General features: G+C 48.9%; 22 protein-coding genes. 9 read left to right on the forward strand and 13 right to left on the reverse strand.

Features of this window, described 5'->3' with window-relative positions; genetic code table 11:
- The first annotated feature begins 216 nt into the window (after nt 1-216).
- Complete coding sequence (locus ACJJIP_RS08920) at nt 217-1,278, forward strand: FAD-dependent oxidoreductase (protein ID WP_444946697.1); 1,062 nt, start codon at nt 217-219, stop codon at nt 1,276-1,278.
- A 93-nt stretch (nt 1,279-1,371) separates the two neighbouring features.
- On the opposite strand, the gene ACJJIP_RS08925 is transcribed toward ACJJIP_RS08920, so the two are convergent.
- From ACJJIP_RS08925 to ACJJIP_RS08980, 12 genes are all read right to left on the reverse strand, one after another.
- Nucleotides 1,372-1,689, reverse strand: a complete 318-nt coding sequence (locus ACJJIP_RS08925; RefSeq protein WP_444946698.1) for a heavy metal-binding domain-containing protein — start codon at nt 1,687-1,689, stop codon at nt 1,372-1,374.
- A gap of 84 nt (nt 1,690-1,773) precedes the next feature.
- Complete coding sequence (locus ACJJIP_RS08930; protein ID WP_444946699.1) at nt 1,774-2,271, reverse strand: arsinothricin resistance N-acetyltransferase ArsN1 family B; 498 nt, start codon at nt 2,269-2,271, stop codon at nt 1,774-1,776.
- 50 nt (nt 2,272-2,321) lie between these two features.
- On the reverse strand, nt 2,322-2,930 hold the full coding sequence (locus ACJJIP_RS08935) for a hypothetical protein (RefSeq protein ID WP_444946700.1): 609 nt from the start codon (nt 2,928-2,930) through the stop codon (nt 2,322-2,324).
- A 546-nt stretch (nt 2,931-3,476) separates the two neighbouring features.
- Nucleotides 3,477-3,935 (reverse strand): nuclear transport factor 2 family protein, encoded by a 459-nt coding sequence (locus ACJJIP_RS08940; protein ID WP_020412961.1) that lies wholly within the window; start codon nt 3,933-3,935, stop codon nt 3,477-3,479.
- Nucleotides 3,936-4,139: 204 nt separating this feature from the next.
- Nucleotides 4,140-4,415 (reverse strand): TehB family protein, encoded by a 276-nt coding sequence (locus ACJJIP_RS08945; RefSeq protein WP_444946701.1) that lies wholly within the window; start codon nt 4,413-4,415, stop codon nt 4,140-4,142.
- A 51-nt stretch (nt 4,416-4,466) separates the two neighbouring features.
- Nucleotides 4,467-5,366: an alpha/beta fold hydrolase gene (locus ACJJIP_RS08950; protein WP_444946702.1), complete on the reverse strand. Its 900-nt coding sequence runs from the start codon at nt 5,364-5,366 to the stop codon at nt 4,467-4,469.
- A gap of 93 nt (nt 5,367-5,459) precedes the next feature.
- Entirely contained in the window at nt 5,460-7,895 is a 2,436-nt protein-coding gene (locus ACJJIP_RS08955) for an ABC transporter permease (RefSeq protein ID WP_444946703.1), read from the reverse strand.
- Nucleotides 7,892-8,608, reverse strand: a complete 717-nt coding sequence (locus ACJJIP_RS08960) for an ABC transporter ATP-binding protein (protein WP_020412957.1) — start codon at nt 8,606-8,608, stop codon at nt 7,892-7,894. Before ACJJIP_RS08960 ends, ACJJIP_RS08955 begins: the two co-directional genes overlap by 4 nt.
- Nucleotides 8,609-8,643: 35 nt before the next feature.
- Nucleotides 8,644-9,894 carry an efflux RND transporter periplasmic adaptor subunit gene (locus tag ACJJIP_RS08965; RefSeq protein WP_444946704.1) on the reverse strand — a complete coding sequence of 417 codons (1,251 nt, stop codon included), beginning with the start codon at nt 9,892-9,894 and terminating at the stop codon, nt 8,644-8,646.
- Nucleotides 9,895-10,391: 497 nt separating this feature from the next.
- Nucleotides 10,392-11,723 carry a prephenate-dependent tRNA uridine(34) hydroxylase TrhP gene (trhP, locus tag ACJJIP_RS08970; protein WP_444946705.1) on the reverse strand — a complete coding sequence of 444 codons (1,332 nt, stop codon included), beginning with the start codon at nt 11,721-11,723 and terminating at the stop codon, nt 10,392-10,394.
- A 188-nt stretch (nt 11,724-11,911) separates the two neighbouring features.
- Nucleotides 11,912-12,472 carry a cytochrome P460 family protein gene (locus tag ACJJIP_RS08975; protein WP_444946706.1) on the reverse strand — a complete coding sequence of 187 codons (561 nt, stop codon included), beginning with the start codon at nt 12,470-12,472 and terminating at the stop codon, nt 11,912-11,914.
- A gap of 118 nt (nt 12,473-12,590) precedes the next feature.
- Nucleotides 12,591-13,208 carry a Crp/Fnr family transcriptional regulator gene (locus tag ACJJIP_RS08980; protein ID WP_020412953.1) on the reverse strand — a complete coding sequence of 206 codons (618 nt, stop codon included), beginning with the start codon at nt 13,206-13,208 and terminating at the stop codon, nt 12,591-12,593.
- A 342-nt stretch (nt 13,209-13,550) separates the two neighbouring features.
- Between ACJJIP_RS08980 and ACJJIP_RS08985 the strand changes: the two genes are divergently transcribed.
- Nucleotides 13,551-15,035 (forward strand): bifunctional 2-methylcitrate dehydratase/aconitate hydratase, encoded by a 1,485-nt coding sequence (locus ACJJIP_RS08985; RefSeq protein ID WP_444946707.1) that lies wholly within the window; start codon nt 13,551-13,553, stop codon nt 15,033-15,035.
- Nucleotides 15,036-15,168: 133 nt separating this feature from the next.
- Here the strand turns inward: ACJJIP_RS08985 and ACJJIP_RS08990 are convergent, their stop codons facing one another.
- Nucleotides 15,169-16,107, reverse strand: coding sequence for a porin (locus ACJJIP_RS08990; RefSeq protein WP_282953379.1), 939 nt, complete (start codon nt 16,105-16,107; stop codon nt 15,169-15,171).
- 372 nt (nt 16,108-16,479) lie between these two features.
- Between ACJJIP_RS08990 and ACJJIP_RS08995 the strand changes: the two genes are divergently transcribed.
- From ACJJIP_RS08995 to murB, 7 genes are all read left to right on the forward strand, one after another.
- Nucleotides 16,480-18,933, forward strand: a complete 2,454-nt coding sequence (locus ACJJIP_RS08995; protein ID WP_444946708.1) for a DNA internalization-related competence protein ComEC/Rec2 — start codon at nt 16,480-16,482, stop codon at nt 18,931-18,933.
- Nucleotides 18,934-19,012: 79 nt separating this feature from the next.
- On the forward strand, nt 19,013-19,636 hold the full coding sequence (locus ACJJIP_RS09000; protein WP_020412948.1) for a MotA/TolQ/ExbB proton channel family protein: 624 nt from the start codon (nt 19,013-19,015) through the stop codon (nt 19,634-19,636).
- A gap of 15 nt (nt 19,637-19,651) precedes the next feature.
- Entirely contained in the window at nt 19,652-20,071 is a 420-nt protein-coding gene (locus ACJJIP_RS09005) for an ExbD/TolR family protein (RefSeq protein WP_020412947.1), read from the forward strand.
- Nucleotides 20,072-20,159: 88 nt separating this feature from the next.
- On the forward strand, nt 20,160-21,989 hold the full coding sequence (gene msbA, locus ACJJIP_RS09010) for a lipid A export permease/ATP-binding protein MsbA (RefSeq protein ID WP_020412946.1): 1,830 nt from the start codon (nt 20,160-20,162) through the stop codon (nt 21,987-21,989).
- Between the two features lie 9 nt (nt 21,990-21,998).
- Complete coding sequence (lpxK, locus tag ACJJIP_RS09015; RefSeq protein ID WP_282953383.1) at nt 21,999-23,033, forward strand: tetraacyldisaccharide 4'-kinase; 1,035 nt, start codon at nt 21,999-22,001, stop codon at nt 23,031-23,033.
- The gene (gene kdsB / locus ACJJIP_RS09020; protein WP_353376263.1) at nt 23,023-23,790 is read left to right on the forward strand and encodes a 3-deoxy-manno-octulosonate cytidylyltransferase; all 768 of its coding nucleotides are present in this window, start codon (nt 23,023-23,025) and stop codon (nt 23,788-23,790) included. The genes lpxK and kdsB overlap by 11 nt, the downstream gene beginning before the upstream one ends.
- A 12-nt stretch (nt 23,791-23,802) precedes the next feature.
- Complete coding sequence (gene murB, locus ACJJIP_RS09025; RefSeq protein ID WP_353376262.1) at nt 23,803-24,819, forward strand: UDP-N-acetylmuramate dehydrogenase; 1,017 nt, start codon at nt 23,803-23,805, stop codon at nt 24,817-24,819.
- Nucleotides 24,820-24,899 lie beyond the last annotated feature (80 nt).

Here is a 24,899-nt window from a genome sequence, read left to right on the forward strand (position 1 = left end):
GTGGTTATGATAATGTCCTGGATTTAGTAGCTAAAGCTTCCTGATTTCAGCACTCTTTTTAGTTGTAAGGGAGCATAATTACTCCTTTCATTGGTGGATTGTACCCTTTGTATCGATAACCACCTGAGCTTTATGTATAGGGGTGAAACCGAGAGTTCATGTTTATACTTTACGCAGATAGCAGTGGCCTGATAGTGAAGTTATTCGAGGTGGCTTGTGAAAGTATTGGTTGTTGGGGCGGGACCTACTGGTCTTACCGCTGCCATTGAGCTTACCCGCCTTGGTTTGTCACCAAGGATTATTGACCGTCGGGACAGCGCATCCACTCTAAGTAGGGCTGTGGGTATTACTTCCCGCAGTCTTGAATTGCTTTCGAAGTCAGGTGTTTCAGAGAAATTGATAGCTGAAGGTATTGCTGTTCAAGCTGCCTGTATCTATCTGGATACGCGACTAGCGCTTGAATTCCCCCTTCACTCCGATCGCACCTATTTCCCCACTATTCTCGGATTGCCTCAAGACAGGACCGAATCCCTTATGGCCCAGGTACTATCAGGTATGGGTGTTGAGGTCGAATATCAGAAAGAGCTTACATTTCTTACTGAATCTGAAGGCGGAGTGATAGCCCAGTTTAATGCGGGTGAGGAGGAGCGTTTCGATCTTGTGATTGGAGCGGATGGTATCCACAGCACTGTTCGTGAGGCTGCAGGTATTAATTATCCTGGGTTTGACCTGAAGGAAGAATGGTCGATTGCCGATGTCGATACCGATGGTTGGCCCCCAAAAAGAAAGTTCACATTGGTAAAAATGGAGTCCGGAGTGGTAGCTGTTGCAGTGCCTTTAGGGGAGGGGCGCCATCGTTTGGTGGCAAGCTGTGACGATGCCATAGGGGCTTTCCCAATGGCATTGGATATCAAGAGAGTTCGTCGTCAGGGAACCTTTAATATTTCTGTTCGCCAGGCTGAGACCTACTCGAAAGGCAGAATACATCTTGCTGGAGATGCAGCCCACTGTCATTCTCCTGTAGGCGGCCGCGGTATGAACTTGGGGATTGCCGATGCTGCTGAGCTAGCAGCGCGGGTTGTAGCAGGGCGGCTCACTGGGTACTCAGAATTGCGTCACAGGGAGGACAAGAAGGTTATTGACGTTACCGAGCATGGCCGCAAAATAGTCACTGGGCAATCCCTTAAGGCAAGATTTGAATTCAGGGCCCTTATAGCTGCCGCCAACTCTTTGCCGGCGGTGCGGAGAAAGTTGGGGCAGTTTGCGGTAGAGCTTTAGTCGTGTAAATTAGTAGAGTAAAAATAAGTAGCAGCTTCTAGCTTGGGTTAAGTCTATACAGGGAAATTGTTCAAATTTTTTGATGCCAACAGCCTATCTTTTTAACTTAACTGCTGTACCAAAAACCAGGATCTCTGAGGAGCCGTCCATAATAGCACTTGTAGTAAAGCGAATACCCACTACGGCGTCAGCACCTTTCTGTGCTGCGCTATCGCTCAGTCTTTGAAAGGCTTTTTTTCTCGCTTCGGTCAGCATTTCGGTATAGCCGCGGATCTCTCCACCGACAATACTCTTGATCCCTGCCATTAAGTCACGACCGATATGTTTTGACTGAACAACATTGCCAGTGACGATATCCAGCACCTCTGAGATTTCCTTTCCTGGTACTGTTTCTGTAGTTGAAAAAATCATTTGACTTCCTTCTTATGGCGAAAGCTAGTGTAAAAGTATATATCTAATACGTGGTTATCGTAATCGAATGGTTATATATCTTAATTATTTTCCTGAGGAAAGTAAGCATTGCCAATAACCAACATCCACCCACTGCCCAAACTTGTATCCCACTTCCTTAAAATGAGCGACTTTCTTCATGCCAAATTTCTCATGAAGTGCGATGCTACTTGCATTGGGTAGTGCTATACCGCAGATAACTGCATGAACATCAAGCTGTATCAACTGCTTTAATAATTCTGCGTAAATCTTCGAACCCCAGCCTTTGGATATTGAATTTGTATCTAAATATACGGTAGCTTCTACTGAGTGCTGATATGCACAGCGCCTCTTCCATTTACTGGCATAACAATAGCCAACTATGCGACCTTCATTTTCTGCGACAAGCCAGGGGAGGTTGTTTCTGGAGCATTCTTCGATCCTGTTGGTGATAATTTCAGTTGAAACAGGCTCGGTCTCAAAAGTAATAAAAGTACTTTCTATATAGTAATTGTAGATTTCAGCAATCTCTGCGGAGTCTAAAGTAGTAACTGGTCTTATCATGCTTATTCTTAGTTCTTCCCTCGTCGTAATAAGAAAAATGGTCAGCTTAATTAATGCTTGCCTTCCTTGGTGTTGTTCAGTGATTTCTCTAAAGCCTTCGATTCTTCTATTACTCGAACTGACCAGTCTATTCGTTGCTGATCAGAGATTATATCAGGATCTATATCATACAGGCTCCAGTTTCCCGATGGGTCTTTCACAAACTGGGTGCCATACCATTGTGGTTGGTTTAGGTTCATCATTAATCGATCCCATGTAGCTGCTTTTAACCAATTTGCCTTGCTTTTGTCCTCAGCAAGGGTGGCTGCTATGGTGGTAAGTGCGTGAGCTAGCCTAATATCTTCCGCATTATTGCCATGCTGGAAAATAAGTGCTGCATGGTAGAAGTCTTTTGAAGTCTTAATTCGGCCCTCTGCTAGCATCTTTAGTACTTTTTCACGTCGATTCTTGTCTTTATGATTAAGTACATTCCAGTCGATTTCGTCGTGTGATAGCTTGCGTGCAATCTGATCCTGGTTAAATAAACGGGTTAGCTGCTCATTTTCCTGTGGGTGTCGGCTCTCAGATGCCTTATCTATACCTGTTCCGTGATCTGCAAGCGAATCATGAATTGTAATACAGCAAGTATAAATTAGAATTTTAATCAGGGTCTTTTTCATGCAATTACTTTTGTGCTGTTAATGGTGAAGTATGGGGCTGATAGCCCCATACTACTTCTTTATATCGCTATCGTAGGATAAATGTTAGGTATCCAGCTCTTATATGCCAGTTTATAGAGTCAGAAATAAGCTTTTGCTTGTTCTTATTTTCATTATATTCAGGTTGCGTGTATAGAGATTGGGTATTACCTGGCTGAGGCTCATTTGAGTAGCTAAGTTGATACATGTTTAGATCCCCTGGCCACAATTCATTATTCAGGGTGTCTTCCTGGTGTGCGCACCCAACGAGAGCAATAAGTAGAAATGCTGATGATATGAATCTCTTTGTCATCTTGGTATTCTGCTTAAGCATTATGTGACCTCGGATATCTTAATTTACCAGCTGTAGTTAAAATGCTCCAAGGTCCAAACCAGCAAATAGTGATTTTAAACTGATAGTTTTCTGAGAGGCAGGAAGTTGTGATTTTCTGTCTTGGGTTTGAGTGCATTTTGAAATCACATGATATACAGAAGTGTCCATTTGCTTTAGGCCCGTATTGCCCCAGTTTATTTCTTGCTTACATGTCTATTGTTGTCATGGTATTGCCAGAGAACGTTGATTATCTTCCATTCGTCTCTATCATTTTTATATAAGTGCATGTAGTCAATCCACTCATCTACAGATAATTTTACCGATGCAGCTCGATTATCAATATCAAGGATATCTATATCAATTCTAGGGGAAGGTGGAAACTTATCTCCATCCTTATTGTAGTTTTCGGCTATCCAAAGCATGGTTTCATAATCTGTCTCCATTATGAACTCTGAACCATCCTTAGTTTTCCAATAGGTTCTTTTGGCTAATTTTTTATCTAAACCCCTACCCATTAATTTGGGCTTAACCTGGTGTTGTGATTCAATATAGTCGAGTACAGCCCTCTCTATGCTTTTCTTATCATCGGGTGAATTTGCAGTTACAGCATTGGCGATCAGGAAAGATAAAGTGAGCAATGCAATCCGATACATAAATACTTCCTTGGATTTTTTGTGGTTTATTTTATATTCTGGTTGAGAATATCTGTCTAACTATCCACGTTACTTATCATTGAAGTTGATCTTGTCCTTTTATATAGGTGGCTGAAATGTATCCTGTGTCTATCTGCCTTCTTTGACTTGAGGAAGCAGGGCTGTACCAGATCTATCTATCAAGATAGCTGGATTGGATGATTTTTATCGATAGAACTCAACATAAAATTTTACGTCCCCTAGCGGTTTTATGTGGTGCCTTATAGTTGGTTCTACTACGCCAAATTTTTGAGGATTCAACTCAACAATCTCCACTTCAGGCTCTTGAATCGTATATTCCAGTGATCCGGAGAGGATTACAATTTTCCCCCATACTCCCTCCTTGGTATTGTGATCTTTCAGTAGTCCTGGAGGGATGTCTTCTTCAGTGAATTCAGGGGTTTTCTTATAGGGGGTTATACCTGGGGGCAACTCTTTCATTGACGGCAATCTTTTATTGTTTGGATAGAATTTTGGCAATCTAGCCTTTGGTTATAGGCTGATTGGAGTCACTTTTTTTGAATGGTTCTCAATAAACCCTAGGTAGGTTGATGCGAGAAGATCTGGTGCTTCCCACTGCGGATAGTGTCCCACTTTTGCCAGTTCTACGATGCCAGCTGGCCGCTCTATCAGTTCGCGGAACCGGGCTACCATATGTGCGCCTGAAACCGGGTCATATGAGCCATTTATGAGCTGCAGTGGGCCAGGGTACTGGTTTAGGGCATCCAGCCATCGCTGGCGGTATTCGAGTCGTTCTTGCATGTAATTTATCAGTTTGTGGAAACGGTATTTGCCGCCGTTGTACTGGATAATTTGCCAGAGTTCACGCAATTCGGTCTCTGTGGGCTTGGTGGCAGGTCCAAACAGCACCTTGAAACTGCGGCAGAATTGACGATAGTTCACTAGCAAGTTGATCAGGGGGCCGATGGGGGAAATCAGTAACTTCTGGATGGGTCGTGCTTTGTGCGTTTCAGGAAAGAGACCACCATTCAGTAAGCACGTAGAACGGAAAAGCTTCTTTTCCCGGCTATTGTCTCTAGCGAGCAGTTCCTGGGCAACGGTATCGCCGTAGTCGTGTGCCAATAGATGTAATGAAGTGATTTCTAGGCGATGTAGAAGCTCTTCTTGTAAGTCGGCTTGCTCATGGATGCTATACCGGTGTTGTTTTGGTTTGTCAGAATACCCAAAGCCCAGCATATCCATGGCAATACACCGGAAATTTTCCGTAAGTTGTGGCCAAACTTTATGCCAGTCATAGCTACTTGTTGGGAAGCCGTGAACCATCAATAGTATTGGCTTCTGAAGGTTATTTGGATCGCTGTCGATATAGAATAACCGGTGATTTTGGTAGCTGAAGTATTGGCCACTTGATAACCACTGTTGAGGCTGCATTGGTTCTTCCATTTCTTATCGTTGTATTCGCAGCAAAGATTGCATGAAGCGAGTACAATCTCAAGCAGTGTCGGATATTGGCGTAAAGAGTAACTACCCTGTGCCACGCAGGGCGTAAATCGCGGGCTTGTTGATTACCTTCCATACAGAAAGCAGGGTAACCGAGGCGGTTAGGCCGATAATAAGTAGTGGTGGCAGCAGCCAGCCCCAGAGGCTGGTTTCAATGCTGAACTCGCTTTGCTCAAGCCAAAGTGCCAGTGGGACCACTACCAAAGTCGCTACAGCGATACCGATAATTACGGGAATCAAGCTATCGATCAGGGTGTGATAGAAAATCGTCGCTGGGCGGGCGCCGATTGCCATGCGCACGCCAAGCTCGGTACGCCGCAGTTGTACACTGTAACTGAGCACTCCAAAGATACCGATGGCAGCAAGGCTGAGTGCCAGTAATGTGAGGGCGGTGGTTACCCAAACTGAGACCCGGTCATTGCTTAGGAGTAGGTCTCGCGCCTGCTCCAGGGAGAATAGCTCGGAAACTTTGTACTGCCTGTTTACTCCGGCAAATTCCCGATTGATTTCTGTGGTGCTGAGTGGTTGGTGAGGCTTATGTCTGAGTACGAGTAGGGGATAGCTCACATTGATACCGCGCACAAATAAGCGGGCGGGTTCCTTTTTGCCGGGCAGGCTTGCGTTGCGCACTATGCCGACCACTTGGTAGGGCAAATCACCTCGCCAGTAGTAGCGCTTACCTAATACTTCTCCATCCGGTTCCAGCTGCTGGGCCAGGGTTTCGTTAACGAGCATCATGCGATTGTTATCGGAAAACTCAGCCGCACTGATATGGCGGCCAGCTACCAGTGGCATACGCAAAATGGAAAGGTAGTTTTCGTCGACTACTGTGGTCTTGGCCATCACCGGGTTTTGTCGGCTGGCATCCTGACTCAGGGATGTGGTCCAGAGTGGCCGGCTGATAGAGATAGGAGTGTTTAAGCTCAGGCTGGCATTTTGTACTTTAGGGTGCTCCAGCAATCTTTGCCTGATGGCCTTCAGATAACTCTCTCGCTCGGTAGTGGGGGCGCTCCTAAGATTGCCGATATTCAGAGTCATTACCTGAACGTTGTCCAAAGGGAAACCAAATGGTTGGTTAATCAGGCGATTGGCTTGCAGGAATATCTGTAAACTGGCGACTATGAGTAAGCTGGTCATTGCCACTTGGCTACTGATGAGTACCTTGCGGATTAGAGGCGAGATCTGTACGCCGGAACCTTTGCCGCTGCTCTGCAGCATTTGATTCAGTGCGCGGTAATTAACCTGGCGACTGACTATGGCTGAGAAGAACAGGGCGAGAAGTAAGGCACACAACAGTGCAAAAACCAGTGTCTGCCAGTTTAAGGTGAGCTCTTGAATGCGAGGAATTTGTTCCGTAGCCATCACCTTTAATACTTCCGTCGACCCCAGGGCTAAAAGTAGAGAAAGTAATGCAGCCCCTAACATAAGTAGGCCGATTTCACACAGCAGGGCCAAAAAGATATGTTTTTTGTGTGCGCCCAACGCGACCTGTATCGCCATATTGCGTTGTTGTTTGGCTGCGCGAGAAAGAATCAGGTTGGTAACATTGGCGCAGGCAATTAACAGAAGCACCAGTGTACCGCCCATTACCATTAGAGTTCGCGTGGCACTGTCGCCAAGTATTTTATTGGCGAAGGGGGTGAGTGGGTATTCAACGGACCTTTCTACCGAAGAGGATCTTCCCGCTAGGGCCGCTTGATACTGGGCATCCATTAATGTGCTTAATTCATGCCCCGCACTGGCGGGGTCAATGCCCGGCTTCAGCTTTCCTGTGAGCATGCGAAAAGGCAGGAAGCCTCTCCAATTATTTCTGCGCTCTACTTGTGTATCGTTAAAGTCCCAGGGCAGCCAGACCGCCGTTTGTCGGCCCTGCTTATAGATCTGGGGTTCAATGAAGTCTTTGGCGGTGACGCCGACAATACGAAAGTCCACCTCCCCAAATTGCAGGCTTTGCTCCAAGACATTTGGGCTGCGCCGGAACATCTGCTCCCAGGTTTGATAGCTGATAACCGCCACGGGAACCCGGCTGTCGAGCCCTTCATCGGTATTGAATTGTCTGCCCAAGGCCAGGGGTGCTCCAGCCAGCTGGAGATATTCCGGAGAGACATAGGAAACATTAACCCGTGGTGATCCGGATAAGTTGCGAACCACATCTTCCCAGAAGTACACCAGGGCGCTGGATTCGAAGAAACTGTCGTTCTTATAGATTTCAACCAGGGCGGGGTATTGGCTGTTGTTTTCCAGCCGCAGCTGCTTGTTCTGGTAGAGATTACCATTCACGACATACAGCCGATCTTCGTCCGGGTAGGGTAGGGGCTCGGCTAGCAGTTGGTAGTTGAGATTAAATAGCGTTACCAGGGCGCCGAGGGTGATACCCAGGGTCAGAATAATAGTGGTGGCGTAGCTCCGCGCCCGATTGAGGGACTGGAGGGCAATGGACAGGTCCTTTGTGGTGATCATAGGGCCATCTCGTGTGGCTCTTTTATGGGCTGCGGCGTTGAGATTTTTCCATCCAGCAGATGCAATTGGCGGCTGGCCATGTCTGCATAACGAGGGTCATGGGTCACCATGCACAGGGTGGTCCCTTCATTGTTGAGCTGCCGCAGCATTTCCATTACCGCATCGCCATTGTGGGAATCCAAATTGCCGGTGGGCTCGTCTACCAGCAGCAGGGACGGATTGCCAACTAGCGCCCGGGCTATGGCGATTCGCTGCTGTTGGCCACCGGACAACTGGTTAGGTTTGTGAGAGGCCCTGTGACCCATCCCTACCTTCTCCAGGCAATGTTTCACTTTTTTGTCGGCTTCAGACTTGGCAATTGGATTGCGTCGGTATCGCAGGGGCAGGGCGATATTGTCGTAGACTGAGAGTTCGTCAATCAGGTTAAAGGACTGGAAGATAAAGCCTACTTTCTCGTTGCGAATAGTCGCCGCCTCACGCAGCGACAATTGAGCGACTTCAGTGCCTTCAATCTGATAGCTGCCGCTGGTGGGGAGGTCCAGCAGGCCGAGGATCGAGAGAAGTGTGGATTTACCGCAACCCGAGGGGCCGCAGATAGAAACAAATTCCCCCGAGTAAATACTCAGGTCAACGCCCCGCAGGGCGTGAGTTTCCATTTCTTCGGTGCTGAACACCTTAGTGATCCCGGCCATATGGAGGATTGGCTTGGACATAGCGAACTCCCTGTTCTCGCTTTGGGTTTCAGGCTTTAGTCAACAATCTGGATATGCTCAGCTTCATTAAAATTGGCCATATCCGAGAGGATGATACGGTCCGCTTCATTGGCGCCTTGGGTGATCTGGATATATCGGCCCGACTCCTCACCGAAGCTGATGGGCTGGAGTGCCGCTTCCTCCCCGTTTTCATTAATCAGGAAGAGGTTGGTCTCACTGTGCCTCTGTACATTGATAGGTCTCTCGACGAACAGTGTATCTTCCATCGTAGCGGTGAAGATCCGGGCATCGACGTTGAGCTGTGGCCTGGCAGACTCCGGGGCGCCCGCGCTAAAAGCAATTTCCACTTCAATATTGCCGTCCCGAACCTCAGGAGTAATACGGGTTACCACGCCCTCGACTTTTTCCCTGCGGGTATCAATTTCAGCGGGCTGGCCAACCTCCAGTTGCTCTGCTTTGGATTGTGGTACTTGAACCAGGGCGAGTAGATCTGTCTCGCTGCCGATCAACGCCAGCTCCTGGCCGGGATCGACACCTTGCCCCAGCTCTACTGGTAGTCTTTGTAGTATGCCGTCCAGGCCGGCGCGTACCGTCAGTCGCTCTGTTCGTTGCTGGATACTTTGCAGTTGGGTCTGGGCTTGGTTGATTTGCTCGCGCTGGATTAACTCTGATTCGACGGCGACTTTGCGCAGGTGATTGATACGCTGTTTTTGCAGGTCCACACGTTTTTTCATCTGCTCTTGGCGTAAGACGGTGGTTTGGTAGGTGAGCTGGGAAACCACTCCACTTTTTACCAGCTCGTCCTCAGCTTCGCGACGCAACTTGATCACCTGGTAATTGGAGTTCAGCTCCGCGAGTATGGCTTCCTCCGCGAGCACATCGCGCTGGTTGTTCAGAACAAGCCGGCGCAGATTAGCTTCCTCCTGTTCCAGGGAGGTTTCGGCTCCATCCAGATCGCGTATTAACTCTGGATTACTCAGCTGCATAATGATGCTATCACTTTGTACTTCTGCACCGGGACGCAACATAATTTTTTCAACATTCGCTGCGGTTAGAGCGGTAATTAACGTCTGCTTGTCTGAACGCAGCCTACCATAGCCATCTACCACAACCTGCAGGTCTCCCCGTTGGACGGTACCCAACATCAGCTGTTCCCGCTGAACTTTGTAGGCGCTATCAGGAAGTAAGAGGAGAGTGCTGGTGAATGCCACAAAAGCTAGAGCAGCACCACCCAGCATTAAAGGGTGCTTAATCAGGGGGCGTTTCTTAGGTTTAATAATATCCATATTGCGGCATTTCCTTGGTTAAGCAATCGTTGCACGCTTTTCTGCTGTGAAACCTTGATGTGGAGGCGAGTTAGAGGTGGAAAACCATAGCGATTAAAAAGGGTGGTATTCCTGTTGGAACTCCGAGGGAGGGCGGGTTTTTATCTTGTAATTAGTACTGTCGAGCATATTTTTATGATCAAAACTTAGGCTGTATAAGGGTTTTAGGTAAGGCTGAAAATGCAGGAAAATTGGTGCAAGAACCAGTTGCTTGCGGTGAATGGTAGGGAAATACAGGACGGTTTGAATATTGTGAGGTGGGCAGTCACTTGAGAAATTTAACGATTACCCAATGAATTTTGAGGATCAACTCACAAGTTAAAAGGAAGAGATATGATGGAAATAAGGTGTCGTGGCTTAGTGAATCCGGTGGTTTGTCTAAACCACTACACCGTTAACAAAATAGGTTTGTAAAAAGAAGGGCTTGATAAGCCTTAGTGCAAATTACAGGCCGGGGGTTATCCCAGAGCTTTGACCAATAGCGCCTGTTGAAGTTGATCGTCATCAACCCCCTCTGGTCGGGGTATCTGCACGATATGCCCGGATCCCGGAGCTACATCGATCGCTTTGCCTTCCGTATTCTCCATTTGCTTCAAGGGGAAGAACAAGCTACCGCTGGGAGTCATTAACTCCAATTGATCACCGCGTTCAAAGCGATTTTTAACATCAATCGTCAAATACTCAGGACTTCCGTCAATAAGCTCGCCTACGAACTGTTGGCCCGGAGTTGATATCAATCCCTTTTCATATTGCTGGTATTCTGCTGGTGGATGGCGACGGTAGAAACCTTCCGTGTAGCCCCTATTTGAGAGGGTTTCCAATTCGTCCATCATCTTCATGTCAAAGTCTTTTCCTGCTGCAGCATCGTCTATCGCGCGACGATAGATCTGGGCAGTACGAGCCACATAGTAGTGGGATTTGGTGCGACCTTCGATTTTTAAAGAGTGAACCCCCATTTCCGTGAGGCGCTTGACATGCTGTACGGCCCGTAGATCTTTGGAGTTCATGATGTAGGTACCGTGCTCATCTTCGTAGGCCGGCATATATTCTCCAGGACGACCTTCTTCCTGCAGTAAAAAGGCCTGGGAAGTACTGTCACTGGCGGAGGTGGGTTGCTGGGTTTGCACATGAATCAACTCGCCAACTTCATTCTCTTTGGCTTCATGAGCTTGGTATTGCCAGCGGCAGGAGTTGGTGCAGGCGCCCTGGTTGGCATCTCTATGGGTCATATAACCGGACAGCAAGCAGCGCCCGGAATAGGCGATACAGAGTGCACCGTGGACAAAGACTTCCAGCTCCATCTCAGGCACTCTCTGGCGAATTTCTTCAATCTCATCCAGGGACAGTTCCCGGGAAAGTATCACCCGAGATAACCCCTGGCGATGCCAGAACTTTACGGTTGCGTAGTTTACCGCATTGGCCTGAACGGATAGGTGGACTGGCAGATCAGGCCAACGCTCCCTTACCATCATGATCAGGCCCGGGTCGGACATAATCAGGGCGTCAGGCCTCATTTCGACAATTTCTTCCAGGTCCCGCAGGTAACTGCGAACTTTGTCGTTGTGAGCGGCGATGTTAGAGGCGATATAGAACTGTTTTCCCTGCTGGTGTGCTTCTTCTATGCCTAGGCGCAGGGTTTCAATATTTTTGAATTCATTATTGCGCACACGCAAGCTGTAGCGGGGCTGGCCGGCATAAACGGCATCGGCACCATAGGCAAACGCATATCGCATATTTTTTAAAGTCCCTGCGGGGGACAGTAACTCAGGTTTAAACACGGAAAAACTCATAGTGGAATAGTTGGACGCGGCCGCATGTTAACGGTAATCAAGGTTGCACTAATTGATATAAATCAATTAGTGCCGGGGTGGAAGTGATAAGCTGATTTGGACGGGGCTATGCTTGTTTTTCTAGCCGAATAGTTGACCTCTGACCTCTGACCTCTGACCTCTGACCTCTGATTTATGTTGCTTACTTGTTAATTCTGTAGGACCCGTTGATAACCTTGCGTATATACCCAGTCATTATTCTTGGCTGGCAAGTGGCATCCAAAACAGTTGTTAAGCCCGCTGCCCTTCCAGGTTTTGGTTTCACTTTCTGTTATTCCTGGCTTAAATAAAGCCCATCCCCAACCTTCGGCCCAGGTCTCGTTTTTGGGAAATCGCCCTTCAGTGTCCTTTACCATCATAAATGTGAACTGGAGATCAGAGGAGTAGTATGCCAAACCAGTAGTAAGTGGTTCTGATTTGGTGCTGTTGACGTCTTTTACCAGTACTGCGCCATCCGGGAATTTTCCGGTGTTACGAAAGGCTTTAACTGCCGCAGGTTGGGTGTAAACATTGTGGGTATCCCATCCCTCGCCATTCGAGGACTTTACCTGATAAGAGCCGAGAAAGGTCCAGTTTTGGCGGTAATCCTTAGGCAAGGTGATATTTCCGCGTGGATCGACGAAATTACTGAATGTGGACTTTAGGTTTTCCTGGGCTATGGCCTGCAAGCTAAAGAGAATTCCCAGTGTCGCTAAACAGATGGTCCGCATGACGTCTCTTCCTATGTTGATTCAATAGAGATGAGGATTAACTCTGGCCCTCAATATTTTGAAAGTATAGGGAGGCGAGGGGTGATGAACTGTCAGCTAGCTGACAAAAAAATTGGATTTAGCCTTGAGCTAAGTCTTTGAGGGCGTTTTTGTTAAGTAAACATATATGTTGGCGTGTGTAATCGATTACGCCTTCCTGTTTCCAACGGTTAAGTAGCTGGCTGACAGTTTGTCTACTGCCGCCGGCCATAGCCGCTAACTCAGACTGGGAAAGCCTAACGTCCAGTTCATGCCCGTGGGCGCAGGGTTGCCCCCGAAAATAAAAGAGTTGAGATAACAAGCTTGCTAATCTTACAGGCAGTGGTGCGGTGATATGCTGAAATATACGCTGCTGCAACAGGGATTCCCTGTTGGCTAAATGCTCTATAAGGTCTTCTGGGGTTTGTGACAGAGAAAGCATCAGTGTATTGAGATTTTCTGGAAAGGTTACCTCTAGCTCACAGCCTATTTTGGCAATTGCTTCGATATCTTGTGAATTCCCGCCTAGGCCGGGGCCAAACCAGGAGCCTGGTCCATATAAGTCTACAAGCCCAGAATTGCCTTGAAAATCCACTTTATGGATAAGAACATAGCCTGTATGAATAAAATAGATTTTTCTGGATTCTTGTCCCTGGCGGAATAATACTGTTTCTTTAGCGCAGTATATTCTTTTTGTTTTAGCGGCTATTTCTTGCAATTTAACATAATCCTGCTGGAGGCTCTTAAAGTTAGGTCTCTTTGTTTCGAGCGAGTTAGTTTTTTTGGGGGGGGAATTGAACCCTTAGCCTAATGTCTAATTTCAAACAATATCGCGTCGGGTGCACCCTAAATCCCTCACAAGCTGGTGTCTTAAATAGTAATGGTCTGGCAGGCCGACTTAATGTGGCGGTCGTAAATTCCAGGAGCCAGTATCATCAAGATATTTTTCTCGATTATCAAGCTTCGGGTCGAGGATCTCACTTCAAACTGATTAGTGGCGTTGTCGAAAACAGCTAAACTTGTGTAATTTCCTTTTGTTTTTTGCATCAGGCTCTTAGCTATGTGTTCTGATTCAAGCCGGGCTGACCGCCCAGATTATGATCAGGTGATACAGGATATTGCTGATTATGTTCTCAAATTCCAGGTTGATTCTAATGAGGCTTGGCGAACATCTCGCTATTGCTTGATGGATTCTCTGGGTTGTGCGTGTCTGGCATTAGGTTTTCCTGAATGCACTAAATTATTGGGTCCTCTGGCAGAGGGCACTGTGGTGCCTAATGGGGCCCGTGTGCCGGGTACCCAATTCCGTATGGACCCGGTAAAGAGCGCCTGGGATATAGGCGCTACCATTCGCTGGCTGGATTACAACGATACATGGCTTGCGGCAGAGTGGGGGCATCCATCTGATAATCTGGGGGCCATATTGGCGGTCAGTGATTATCTTTCCCGGAAGAAGATATCCGTTGGGGAGCCCCCGCTAAAGATGCGAACAGTCCTGGAGGCAATGGTTAAAGCCTATGAGATCCAGGGTGTATTGGCACTGGCTAACAGCTTTAATCGTGTGGGACTCGATCATGTTTTACTTGTGCGGGTAGCTTCGGCGGCAGTGACGGCCTGGTTAAAAGGGGGGAGCCGGGAAGAGGTGATGGCTGCAGTCTCTCTGGCATGGGTGGATGGCAGTGCTTTACGTACCTATCGACATGCGCCTAATACTGGTTCCCGTAAGTCCTGGGCTGCAGGAGATGCCACATCCCGGGGAGTGCGTCTGGCTGAAATGGCTTTGGGTGGGGAAATGGGGGTACCTAGCGCGCTGACAGCAAAGCAGTGGGGGTTTTATGATGTTTCTTTCAGTAAAACCAATGCCGATCAGAAAATAAAAGCGCCGGTAAATCGCCAATTTCACTTCTCCCGGGAGTACGGCTCCTATGTTATTGAAAATATTTTGTTCAAAATTTCTTACCCAGCCGAGTTCCATAGTCAAACAGCTTGTGAGGCGGCGATTATCCTGCATTCAAAGATTGAAGGACGTTTCGCAGATATTGATAAGGTTGTAGTCACTACTCATGAGTCGGCAATTCGGATTATTTCCAAAACAGGTCACTTGGCTAATGCCGCGGATAGAGATCATTGTCTTCAATATATTGTTGCAGTCGGCCTGCTGTTTGGAGATTTGTCCGCCGGGTGTTATGAGAATGATTTTCACCAGGATCATCCGGAAATAGATGAGTTACGTAAAAAAATTGAAGTTGTTGAGGATAAGCGTTATAGCGATGAGTATCTCGACCCGAACAAGCGATCTATTGCCAGCGCGGTCCAGGTATTTTTCAGGAATGGTAGCGAGACAGAAAAGATTGAAGTGGAATATCCGTTGGGGCACAGACGCCGACGTCAGGAGGGTATGCCGTTGCTAGAGGAAAAGTTCAGGTCAAACCTGCTCTCGCGTTTTCCTCCTCATCGGGCGGAAAAAATCATAGGTCTCTTCAAAGCACAAAAGAAATTTGAGGAGACGCCGGTAAATAGATTTATGGATTTATTGGTAATTTGACCAATTCAATTTTCGCTTAAAGTGGATACAGAAAAGGCGGCCAGAGGCCGCCTTTTCTTAAGTTCTAAAGATATATGACAGCCAAACTGCTCAACCCAAACCCAATTTGGATGACTGCCCTATAAAGCAATAATTAGAACTTGTACTCAGCACCGATACCGGCATAGCTGCGGTCGTAGTCGCCATCAGCAGTTTCGTCGGTGTAGAAACCGAATACTTTGGCAGAGCTGTTGAACTTGTAGTCAAGGCCCAGGCTGTAGGTCTCACCACCTTCCTTTTTAATATCAGACTGGCCGTACTGAGCCTTCATAGTCCACTGTTCGATTTTGTAGGCTACAGAGCCCATCCAGCCGTCGGTGCTGTTGCCAGCAGCGTCTTCCTGGTCTTCGAACAACGCACCTACCTGTACAGGGCCGATGTTGTACTGGGCTACAAAGCGTTGAACGTCGATGTCCTGGCCTTCAACATCCTGGTCGAATGCATAGGCCATGAAAACGCCATTGTTATCGTAGGCAACAGAAGCAGAGATACCGTTGTTGCGCTCTTCGCCAGTTTCTTCGTTAATGACTTCGCCTTTATTGCTGATATAAGCAGCAGAAGCTTTGAAGCCAGCGAAAGAAGGAGTAGTGTACTGCAGGGCATCTTCTTCGCGGTTGTCGCTGCTGGTAATCAGGCTTTTGATATCGCCTTCCAGGTCGTTGAACAGGTCAACTTTCTTCTGCGCAACTTTCAGCGGGGTGTCAAATTTACCCGCGATAACCTGACCAAAGCCGCCTTCCAGGCCAGCGTAGATGTTGCGTTGGGAGAAGGTGTCATCGGCGTCTCCGTCCATATCTACTTCGTATTCCATACGGTAGATACCCTTGATGCCGTCGGTCAGGGCGATTTCACCCTTAACGCCCAGGCGGGAAGCGTTGCTCTGAACGTCAGTTTCAGAGCCATCACCCTCATCAGCAGCCTGGAAGGTGACATTGGCTTTGCCGTAAAAGTCGAGTACATCGCCTTCATCTTGGGCGTTGGCCATTGTAGGAATCATGGCAACGATGGCCAGAGAGAGAGCGGTCTTATTCATAGTCGTCTCGCACAGTTTATGGTTTTGGGTTGAGGGGTGGCCTTCCGTTCTGTTTGTTGGCTGTCCCTCTATTTGGTGCGGATTTTGCGACTTGAATATTACAAACATGTTAAAGATGGCACTTTTCTTAAAAAAATATGACCAGGCGGTGCCATTAATAACAGTTAAGGCAGCCTGAAAATTGTAAATCACGTCGTTTTAAGCCTTGAGTGGTGCAGCTGTATATCTTTTGTAGATGAAGCCTTTGTGTGGATTCCTTACAGGGAGTATTTCTTATTGATAGCAATGGGCCGCAGGCTGACAGGCTCCCCTGTCGCCAAAGGAGAAAGAAGAGCTGGTGGATCTAGGGTACCGATACTTGGCGGGCCGATTGTGTGGCTATGGGTGTTTTCCCTGTCAATTGTATTGGTTGGGCTACTTCCCGTATTGCCCCGGCCCACAGAGCTATTGGGTGGCTACTTGGTAGTAAGCCTTGTTGTGGCACCGTCTTCGCAGCGTATCAGTCTATGGGGCATTCTTTTAGTGTCCTTTGCTGGGTCGTCCTGGGCACTATTTTCCAACCAGGCAGTCCTGGATCAACGATTGCCTCTTTGGGCTCATGGGTCAGATCATTTCTTGGATATAGAAGTCACTTCTTTGCCAGAAATCCGCTCAGTAGACGGAGGGAGCTGGCAGCGAGATCCGGGTGTCAATATACGCTTTCAGGCTAAAGTGGTCTCTACGAATGAAGATATTGTCTCTGGGAGTCTTCTCTATCTCACCTGGTACCGAGTAACTCCGAGCGCTCTTGTTCAATTGCGAGGTAACAGTCATTGGAGGTTGCCCGTCCGTCTAAAGCGACCGCGGGGTAGTGTAAACCCCTATGGGTTTGACTACGAGGGCTGGTTATTGCGTCGTGGTGTGTATGCAACTGGCTATGTTCGCCCGAAAGATCTAAATCCAGAATGGTTGGGGCAGGGCTGGGGACTGGCGAAAATACGCGATGTGTTTCGTGAAGCTCTTCGAGAACTGCCGATTGAAAGGCCTGCACTGGCGGCTGCGCTGCTACTAGGGGATCGCAGTGGGCTCAGTGGAGAGGAACGTGAAATATTGCAGCGGACGGGGACAGCGCACTTGTTGGCCATTTCTGGACTTCACGTTGGGATGGTTGCGGGCTTTCTACTGCTGATCGGTAATATGATTAGTCGAAGTGCTGGTGTGTTTATTGGCGCTAGCCTGCGGTTACTTCCGGTCATCTTGGCGTCTTCCGGGGTCTTGGTTTACACCCTGCTGGCTGGCGCACCGCTATCAGCCCAGAGGGCGATGGTAATGACATGGGTGTTGCTACTCGCCTGGCAGTGGCGCCGTAGGATAGGTGCGGGATTTGCTTTCGCTCTGGCTTTGACGCTTGTACTGGTGATTCAGCCTCTTGCCTTTTACGAAGCTGGATTCTGGCTGTCATTCGCTGCAGTAGCGGCGTTGCTCCTCGGCTTCGGTGGGCGACAGGTGATTGGGAAGGGACACCAGGACCAAGGTAGGGAAGGGGGTTGGCGGTCGTTACCCAGGGTTGCAGATACTCTCAATGCTTTTCTTCAGCTGCTACGTAGCCAATGGCTGGTCGCGCTGGGCTTGATACTACCTTCAGTTGTCTACTTTTCCGGTTACAGCAGCGGCGGATTACTGCTTAACTTACTCGCTATTCCGTGGTTGGGCTTGCTAATCCTGCCAGCTTTGATGTCGGGGGCTTTGTTAATAAACACGGCGTTGGGGCATTTGTTTCTCAGTTTTGCCGGATGGCAGCTGGACCTTCTCTTGCAGCTATTGGAGAGAGCTGACAGATACTTGCCCACCTGGCAGGCTCTGAGCCCTCCCCAGGGTGTGTTGATGTTATCAGTTGTCGCGGGGTGCCTGCTGATGTTACTGATGCCGAGGGGAATGCCGGGAAGAAACCTGGGGTGGCTATTCCTGTTACCTCTGATTCAACCGGTATTGCCTCTACCTGCAACTGAGCGTGAGGGGCTCACATTTGCTGTGTTGGATGTAGGGCAGGGCCTGGCTTTAGTTCTTTATTCTTCACGGGGTAAGCTGGTAGTTGATGCCGGGCCGGTTTCGAATTCCGGATGGAGTGCGGGAAATACAATTGTTGCACCGTTTCTCAGTGGTAGAGGAATTGATCAACTGGATGCGCTGATTGTCAGCCATGGTGATCAGGATCACGCTGGGGGCGTTGAGGGGGTGTTGTCTGGTAAATCTGTTAGCAACCTGTACGCACCAGGAAAGTTAGGGCAAAAATTAGCGGCTGGCTTGGATGTATTCTCCAAAACTTGCGTTGCGGGCAAAGAAGAAAAATTTGGTGATATTAATATCCGCTGGCTTTGGCCCGAGCAAGTAACAGTTACTGGTGAGGAGAATGACCACAGCTGTGTTGCCCTGGTTAAATGGGGTGAGGTACGGATATTGCTAACCGGTGATATCAGTGCTGCAGTAGAACGCCGCCTGCTAATAACTTATCCGCAGTTTGTTCCAGTGGATGTACTGGTGGCACCTCACCATGGTTCAAAGACTTCATCATCCATGGCTTTGTTGAACTGGGCAAAGCCCAGACATGTTGTTTTCAGTGCGGGATTTCGTCATCACTTTGGTCATCCACACTCCGATGTGGTTGCGCGGTATCACGAAGTTGGTGCGCGAATTTTCAATACTGCCGACAGTGGCGCGGTTGAATTTTTCTGGGGGGAAAACGCTCTAGAACCTGAAATTTTTATCGCGCGGTCGGCTCCGCGATTTTGGTATGCGAGTCACACTGACAGCGAAGGATTACCTGGAAGACTTAGCCGCCGGGAGTAGCTGTGATAAAGTGCCCTTCCTGCATCTCAAGTGCAGAAGAAAATTACGAAAATCCCTCTCGCTGTTTGGGGCCAAAAAAGTGTTTGAAATAATAAAATCTGGCGGCTGGCTGATGTTGCCGATCCTGCTTTGTTCTGTTGCCGTAATTGCAATTTGTATTGAGCGCCTTTGGACTTTGAATCCCCAGCGTATTGCACCGCGTACTTTGCTAGGAGATGTTTGGGGGTGGCTGAAAAGCAACCAGGTAAACGCCGACAAGTTAAAAGAGTTACGTGACTCCAGTCCTTTAGGGCGCATTTTTGCTGCCGGGCTTTCCAATTCCCGTCATGGACGGGAAGTTATGAAAGACAGTATTGAGGAAACTGCGAGCCAAGTGGTCCACGACCTGGAGCGTTTCCTGGGTGCATTGGGCACGATTGCTGCTGTTGCCCCTTTGATTGGTTTATTGGGTACTGTTATCGGTATGATCCAGGTGTTTACGGCAATTATGCTTGAAGGCACCGGAAACGCGGGTGTACTGGCCGGAGGTATCAGCCAGGCTCTGATTACCACTGCCGCCGGTTTGACTGTCGCGATTCCTGCACTGATGGCACACAGGTACTTTCAGCGCCGGGTAGATACCATCGTAGTGACTATGGAGCAGGAAGCGGTAAAACTCGTGGATGCTTTACACAGTGACCGCAAAATCGAAGATGCGGCCTGAGCGAGGTAGCAATCCATGCAGTTTCGCCGCCAAACCAAAGAGCAGGATGGGGTAAACCTAACGCCATTGATCGATGTGGTCTTTCTGCTCCTCATATTTTTTATGGTGTCTACTACTTTCACCAAAGAGAGCCATCTCAAGTTGAACCTGCCTGAGGCCGCGGGCCCTCAGGCAGCGGATCAACCGCAAGCTGTAGAAATTCTGATCAGTGCAGATGGCTCCTATTCGGTGGATGGTCAGGCACTGATCAATAAAAAACTGACCACTTTGAAATCTGCGCTGTCGGAAGTATCCGCAGGCGAGTACAATCGCCCGCTTGTGATAACCGCCGACGCCACAGCCCACCACCAGGCCGTGGTTCGTGCAATGGATGCCGCTGGACAGCTGGGCTTTGTCAACCTAAGCATTACTACACGGCAACCGGAAGAGAACTAGCGCGCAAAGCCTGCCTCGGTACTGCGATTGGTTGTAGGTTTTGTGTGCGATCCCGCTCCTTAGGGGGTGGGTCCAGTCATTGGTCTGTATGAAGAAAGTAACCTTGCCCCCGAGCACACCACAGCGCGGGGCGCACACTTATCGACGCCTGCTCGCCTACGCCCGACCGCATCTGGCCATTTTTGCTGTTGCGGTACTGGGATTTTTCCTGTTCTCCATCATGGGCGTGAGCCTGATTGCTGTTACTGAGCTATTGCTCGACGCTGTTGGTGCAGGTATTCAGGAGAGCAGGGGGTTCCTATCCAAGTTTGTAGCATCCCATTATCCCGGGGGGGTTATGCCCCAGGAGACTGCTCGCTGGTTGGTACCTCTTGCGATGCTTTTGATCATTGTGTTGAGAGCAATTGGAAACTTTGTCGGCAGCTACGGCTTGGCTTATGTGGGTCGTGCGGTGATTCACGAGCTGCGAGCCCAGCTGTTTGAGAAGATTGGCCAGCTGCCCAGTGCTTATTTTGATCGCTACACGGGCGCCTACCTCATCTCCAAAGTTTCCTATAACGTCGAGCAAGTAACTAACTCTATCACTAAGGCCGTAAAGGTTTTATTTCGTGAGTCTTTTACCACTATTGGTTTGCTGGCATACCTGTTGCTAGTGAACTGGAAGCTGACACTGACTTTTTTCTTGTTTGCGCCGTTTATTGCTCTGATTGTGCGTACGGTGGGCAAGCGTTTTCGCAAGTTGAGCCACAGGATACAAAACTCCATGGGTGACGTAACACATGTTACCCAAGAGGCAATTAATGGCTATCAAGTAGTACGCATGTATGGTGGTCAGGAATACGAAAATTCGCGATTCCAGTCTGCCAGCGATAACAATCGCAGGCAGTTTATGAAACTGGTGGTAGCCAACAACGCCAGTGTATCTGTGATCCAAATCCTGGTAGGGCTCTCAACTGCCACTATCGTATGGCTGGCGTTGGCCCCGGGTATGGTGGAGGCGATGACTGCCGGTGTTTTCGCAGCCTACATTGGCGCGGCGGCTTCCCTGGCAAAACCGGTGCGCAGTCTGTCGGAAGTCTTTGCTGATATCCAGAAGGGTATTGCTGCGGCGGAGAGTATTTTCGAAGTGATGGATGCGCCGAAGGAGTCGCAAGGCGGAAATGTGGATTTGCCCAAGCCAGTTCGTGGCTCGGTTTCCTTTGAGGCACTTGACTTTAGCTACGATGAATCCGCGCCCCAGGTGCTATCTGATATCAGCTTTTCAGTAGAGCCGGGTGAGACTATTGCATTGGTCGGCGCCTCCGGTTCCGGTAAAAGTACTTTGGTGAGCCTGCTGGCACGTTTCTACGAGCCAACAGGTGGCCGTATTCTGGTGGATGGTACCGATATTTCATCGGTACCTTTGCAAGATCTCCGCAGGCATATCAGTATGGTGTCGCAAAATATTGTGCTGTTTAACGACACAGTTTATCGAAATATTGCTTACGGTGAGCTTGAACATGCGCCAAAGGAAAATGTATTGCGTGCAATTGAGCAGGCGCACGCAGCAGACTTTATTGAAGAGCTGTCTCAGGGACTGGAAACTGTTCTGGGTGATAATGCGCAGATGCTTTCTGGTGGCCAACGCCAGCGGTTGTCAATTGCTCGGGCCCTGCTTAAGGATGCGCCAATTTTGATTTTGGATGAAGCAACCTCTGCATTGGATAATGAATCGGAGCGGCATATCCAGGCTGCCTTGGCAGAAGTGATGAAAAATCGCACTACGTTTGTTATTGCTCACCGCTTAACTACCATCGAGAATGCCGATCGTATTTTGGTAATGGAGAAAGGACACATCGTAGAGAGTGGTAACCACGTAGAGTTACTCGCTCGCGGGGGGCGTTACGCCACTTTGTTGCAACAGCAGACTATGGGATAGGGCACTTGGATGTCACTGGAAGACTGGTTTAACAAGCGCTGGTATCCGGAGAAAGGGAAGGGGCGCTCCCTCTCCCTGTTGACGCCACTGGAAATGCTCTACGGTGGAGTGAGTAGGCGGCGTCGGGTATTAAACTCACGTACGCCACCGGAACCTCTTTCAGTACCGGTTATTGTGGTTGGGAATATTACCGTTGGTGGTGCTGGCAAGACACCACTTGTGGCAGAGCTCGCGCGCTGGCTTAAAGAGCGGGGCCACAACCCCGGTATTATCAGTCGCGGTTATGGCGGGCGAGCTGAGCGTTACCCCTATCAGGTTACAGCGCAATCACATCCATTGGAGTCTGGCGATGAGCCTTTGATGCTGCACCTGATCACTGGAGTTCCAGTGATGGTTTCCCCACAACGCACTGAAGCCGCCCAGGCCCTGATCGACTACCACCAGTGCGATGTGATTCTCTCGGATGATGGTTTACAGCATTACAGTCTCTGGCGGAGCCTGGAAATTTGCGTAGTGGATGGCCATCGTGGCCTAGGCAACGGCCATATGTTGCCGCGGGGCCCGCTACGGGAACCCGCCACCCGTCTGCAAAGTGTGGATATTGTGGTTAGTAATGGCGAGCCAGAACCCAAGGTAAAGCAGCAGTGTGGTGATTTGCTCGAATTCCAAATGACACTGGAGCCATCTTGTTGGCACCAGTTCAATCTAGACCAGACCTCCACCCTGCGACTGACTTCCGGACCAGAGATCGGCCCCTGTCATGGAGTTGCTGCAATAGGTAATCCCCAGCGATTTTTCCGCGAACTGCAGAAACTTGGCTACAAGGTGATGGAGCAGCCCTTTGCGGACCATCATCAGTTCAGTCCACAGGAGCTGCATTTTGATGGCGAAACCCCAGTGCTAATGACTATGAAAGACGCGGTGAAATGCCGGGATTTCTGGGAGAGCCATTGGTGGGCACTTGAGGTGCGAGCGAAATTACCAGACCTTTTCTATCAGAAGGTGCATCAGCACCTGCAACAGTTTTGCCAACATGAAAAATAGTTTCTCTTTTGACGTAATTATTCCTGCTCGATTCGGTTCAAGCCGGTTACCTGGTAAACCCCTGGCTGATATTGCCGGCAAGCCTATGATTCAGCATGTTTACGAGCGTGCCAGTGAGAGCAGTGCAGAGCGGATTTTTGTCGCTACTGATGATATGCGCGTGGCGGAGACTGTACGTTCTTTTGGTGGTGAAGTGTGTATGACATCCACGGAGCATGCGTCAGGAACTGATCGCTTACAAGAAGTGGCAGCAAACCTGGGGTTGTCCGACGATCGTATCCTGGTAAATGTACAAGGGGATGAACCCTTGATTCCGCCTCAGGTTATCGATCAGGTAGCTTCCAATCTCGCGCAAAATACCGATGCGGGCGTTGCTACTCTGGCAGAGCCAATTCTTACCCTGGAGGATTTCCATAACCCGAATATCGTTAAGGTTGTAACTGCAGAATCCGGTTTGGCCCGCTATTTTTCACGTGCTCCCATTCCCTGGCCCAGGGATGCTTTTGCTCAGGATAGCAGCGACCTACCTGCAGGCCTGGAACCACGTAGGCATATTGGAATCTATGCTTATCGAGTGGCGCAGCTACAAAGTTTTGTGACTTGGCCAATGGCCCCTTTGGAGAAATTTGAAGCTCTGGAGCAGCTGCGCTTTTTGTACCACGATGAGAATATTCATGTGGCTAATGCTTGTGCAGAGGTACCTGGCGGTGTAGATACTGAACAGGATCTTCAGCGCATGCGCTCACTGCTCGGCTAAAGCTGAACTTCAATGATAGAGAATGATATTGATCTGCAACCGCATAATACTCTGGCAATTTCTGCGCACAGTGCATTCTTTGCCAGGGTGGAAACGTTGGAGCAGTTGCGAGAGGCATTAGCATTTGCCCGCGAGCGCTCCCTGCCAATATTGCCCCTTGGTGGTGGTAGTAATATAGTTTTAACAGGTGATTATCCGGGCCTGGTCATTCAGGTCGACCTTCGTGGTTTTTCTATTAGGTCTGACAATTCGGGCCATATTCTAGAAGCGGCGGCTGGTGAAAATTGGCACCGAATAGTAATGGCTACGGTGCAAGGGGAGTTGGGGGGGCTTGAGAATCTTGCCCTTATTCCTGGCAAGATAGGTGCTGCACCAATCCAGAATATTGGTGCCTACGGAGTTGAGTTGTGTGATCGCTTCGTGAGTCTCCAGGCAATGGAGATCGCAAGCGGTGAATTGCGAAACTTTGCAGCAAAAGATTGTAGTTTCGCTTATCGTGACAGTGTTTTTAAGGGGAAACTCCGGGACAAATATATTATTACCCAGGTGAACTTGTGCCTTCCCAAGAAATGGCAAGCGCATATTGATTACCCCGCACTAAGCCAGTATGTAGCTGGACAAAATTGGAATGTTGATAGGCTTACACCCTCACAGGTTGCTCAGGCGGTAATTGATATTCGCAACAGTAAGCTGCCGTTGCCGGATAAAATCCCAAATGCCGGCAGCTTTTTTAAGAATCCTATTGTCGATACCCATAGCTATCTGAATCTCAAGGCAGAGCACCCGGATCTCGTTGCATTTGCTGCCGGGGATTGTTGGAAGTTAGCTGCAGGCTGGTTAATAGATCGGGCTGGTTGGCGCGGTGTCAGGCGTGACGCTGTCGGGGTTCATGAGTTGCAGGCTCTGGTACTGGTAAATCCAGGTAGAGGAGCCGGTGCTGAAGTGACGCGATTGGCTGAAGATATTGCTGAAGATGTCCATGCTAAATTTGGTGTATCCCTGGAGCCGGAACCCCGTTACTACCCCTAACATCTCTTCGGTGCTTTTGCTTGCAGCTCACGGACTCTTTTTTCTTTCATAGGTTCTTCATTTGGGGGCTGCTCCTTAAG

The organism is Microbulbifer variabilis, assembly GCF_052467165.1.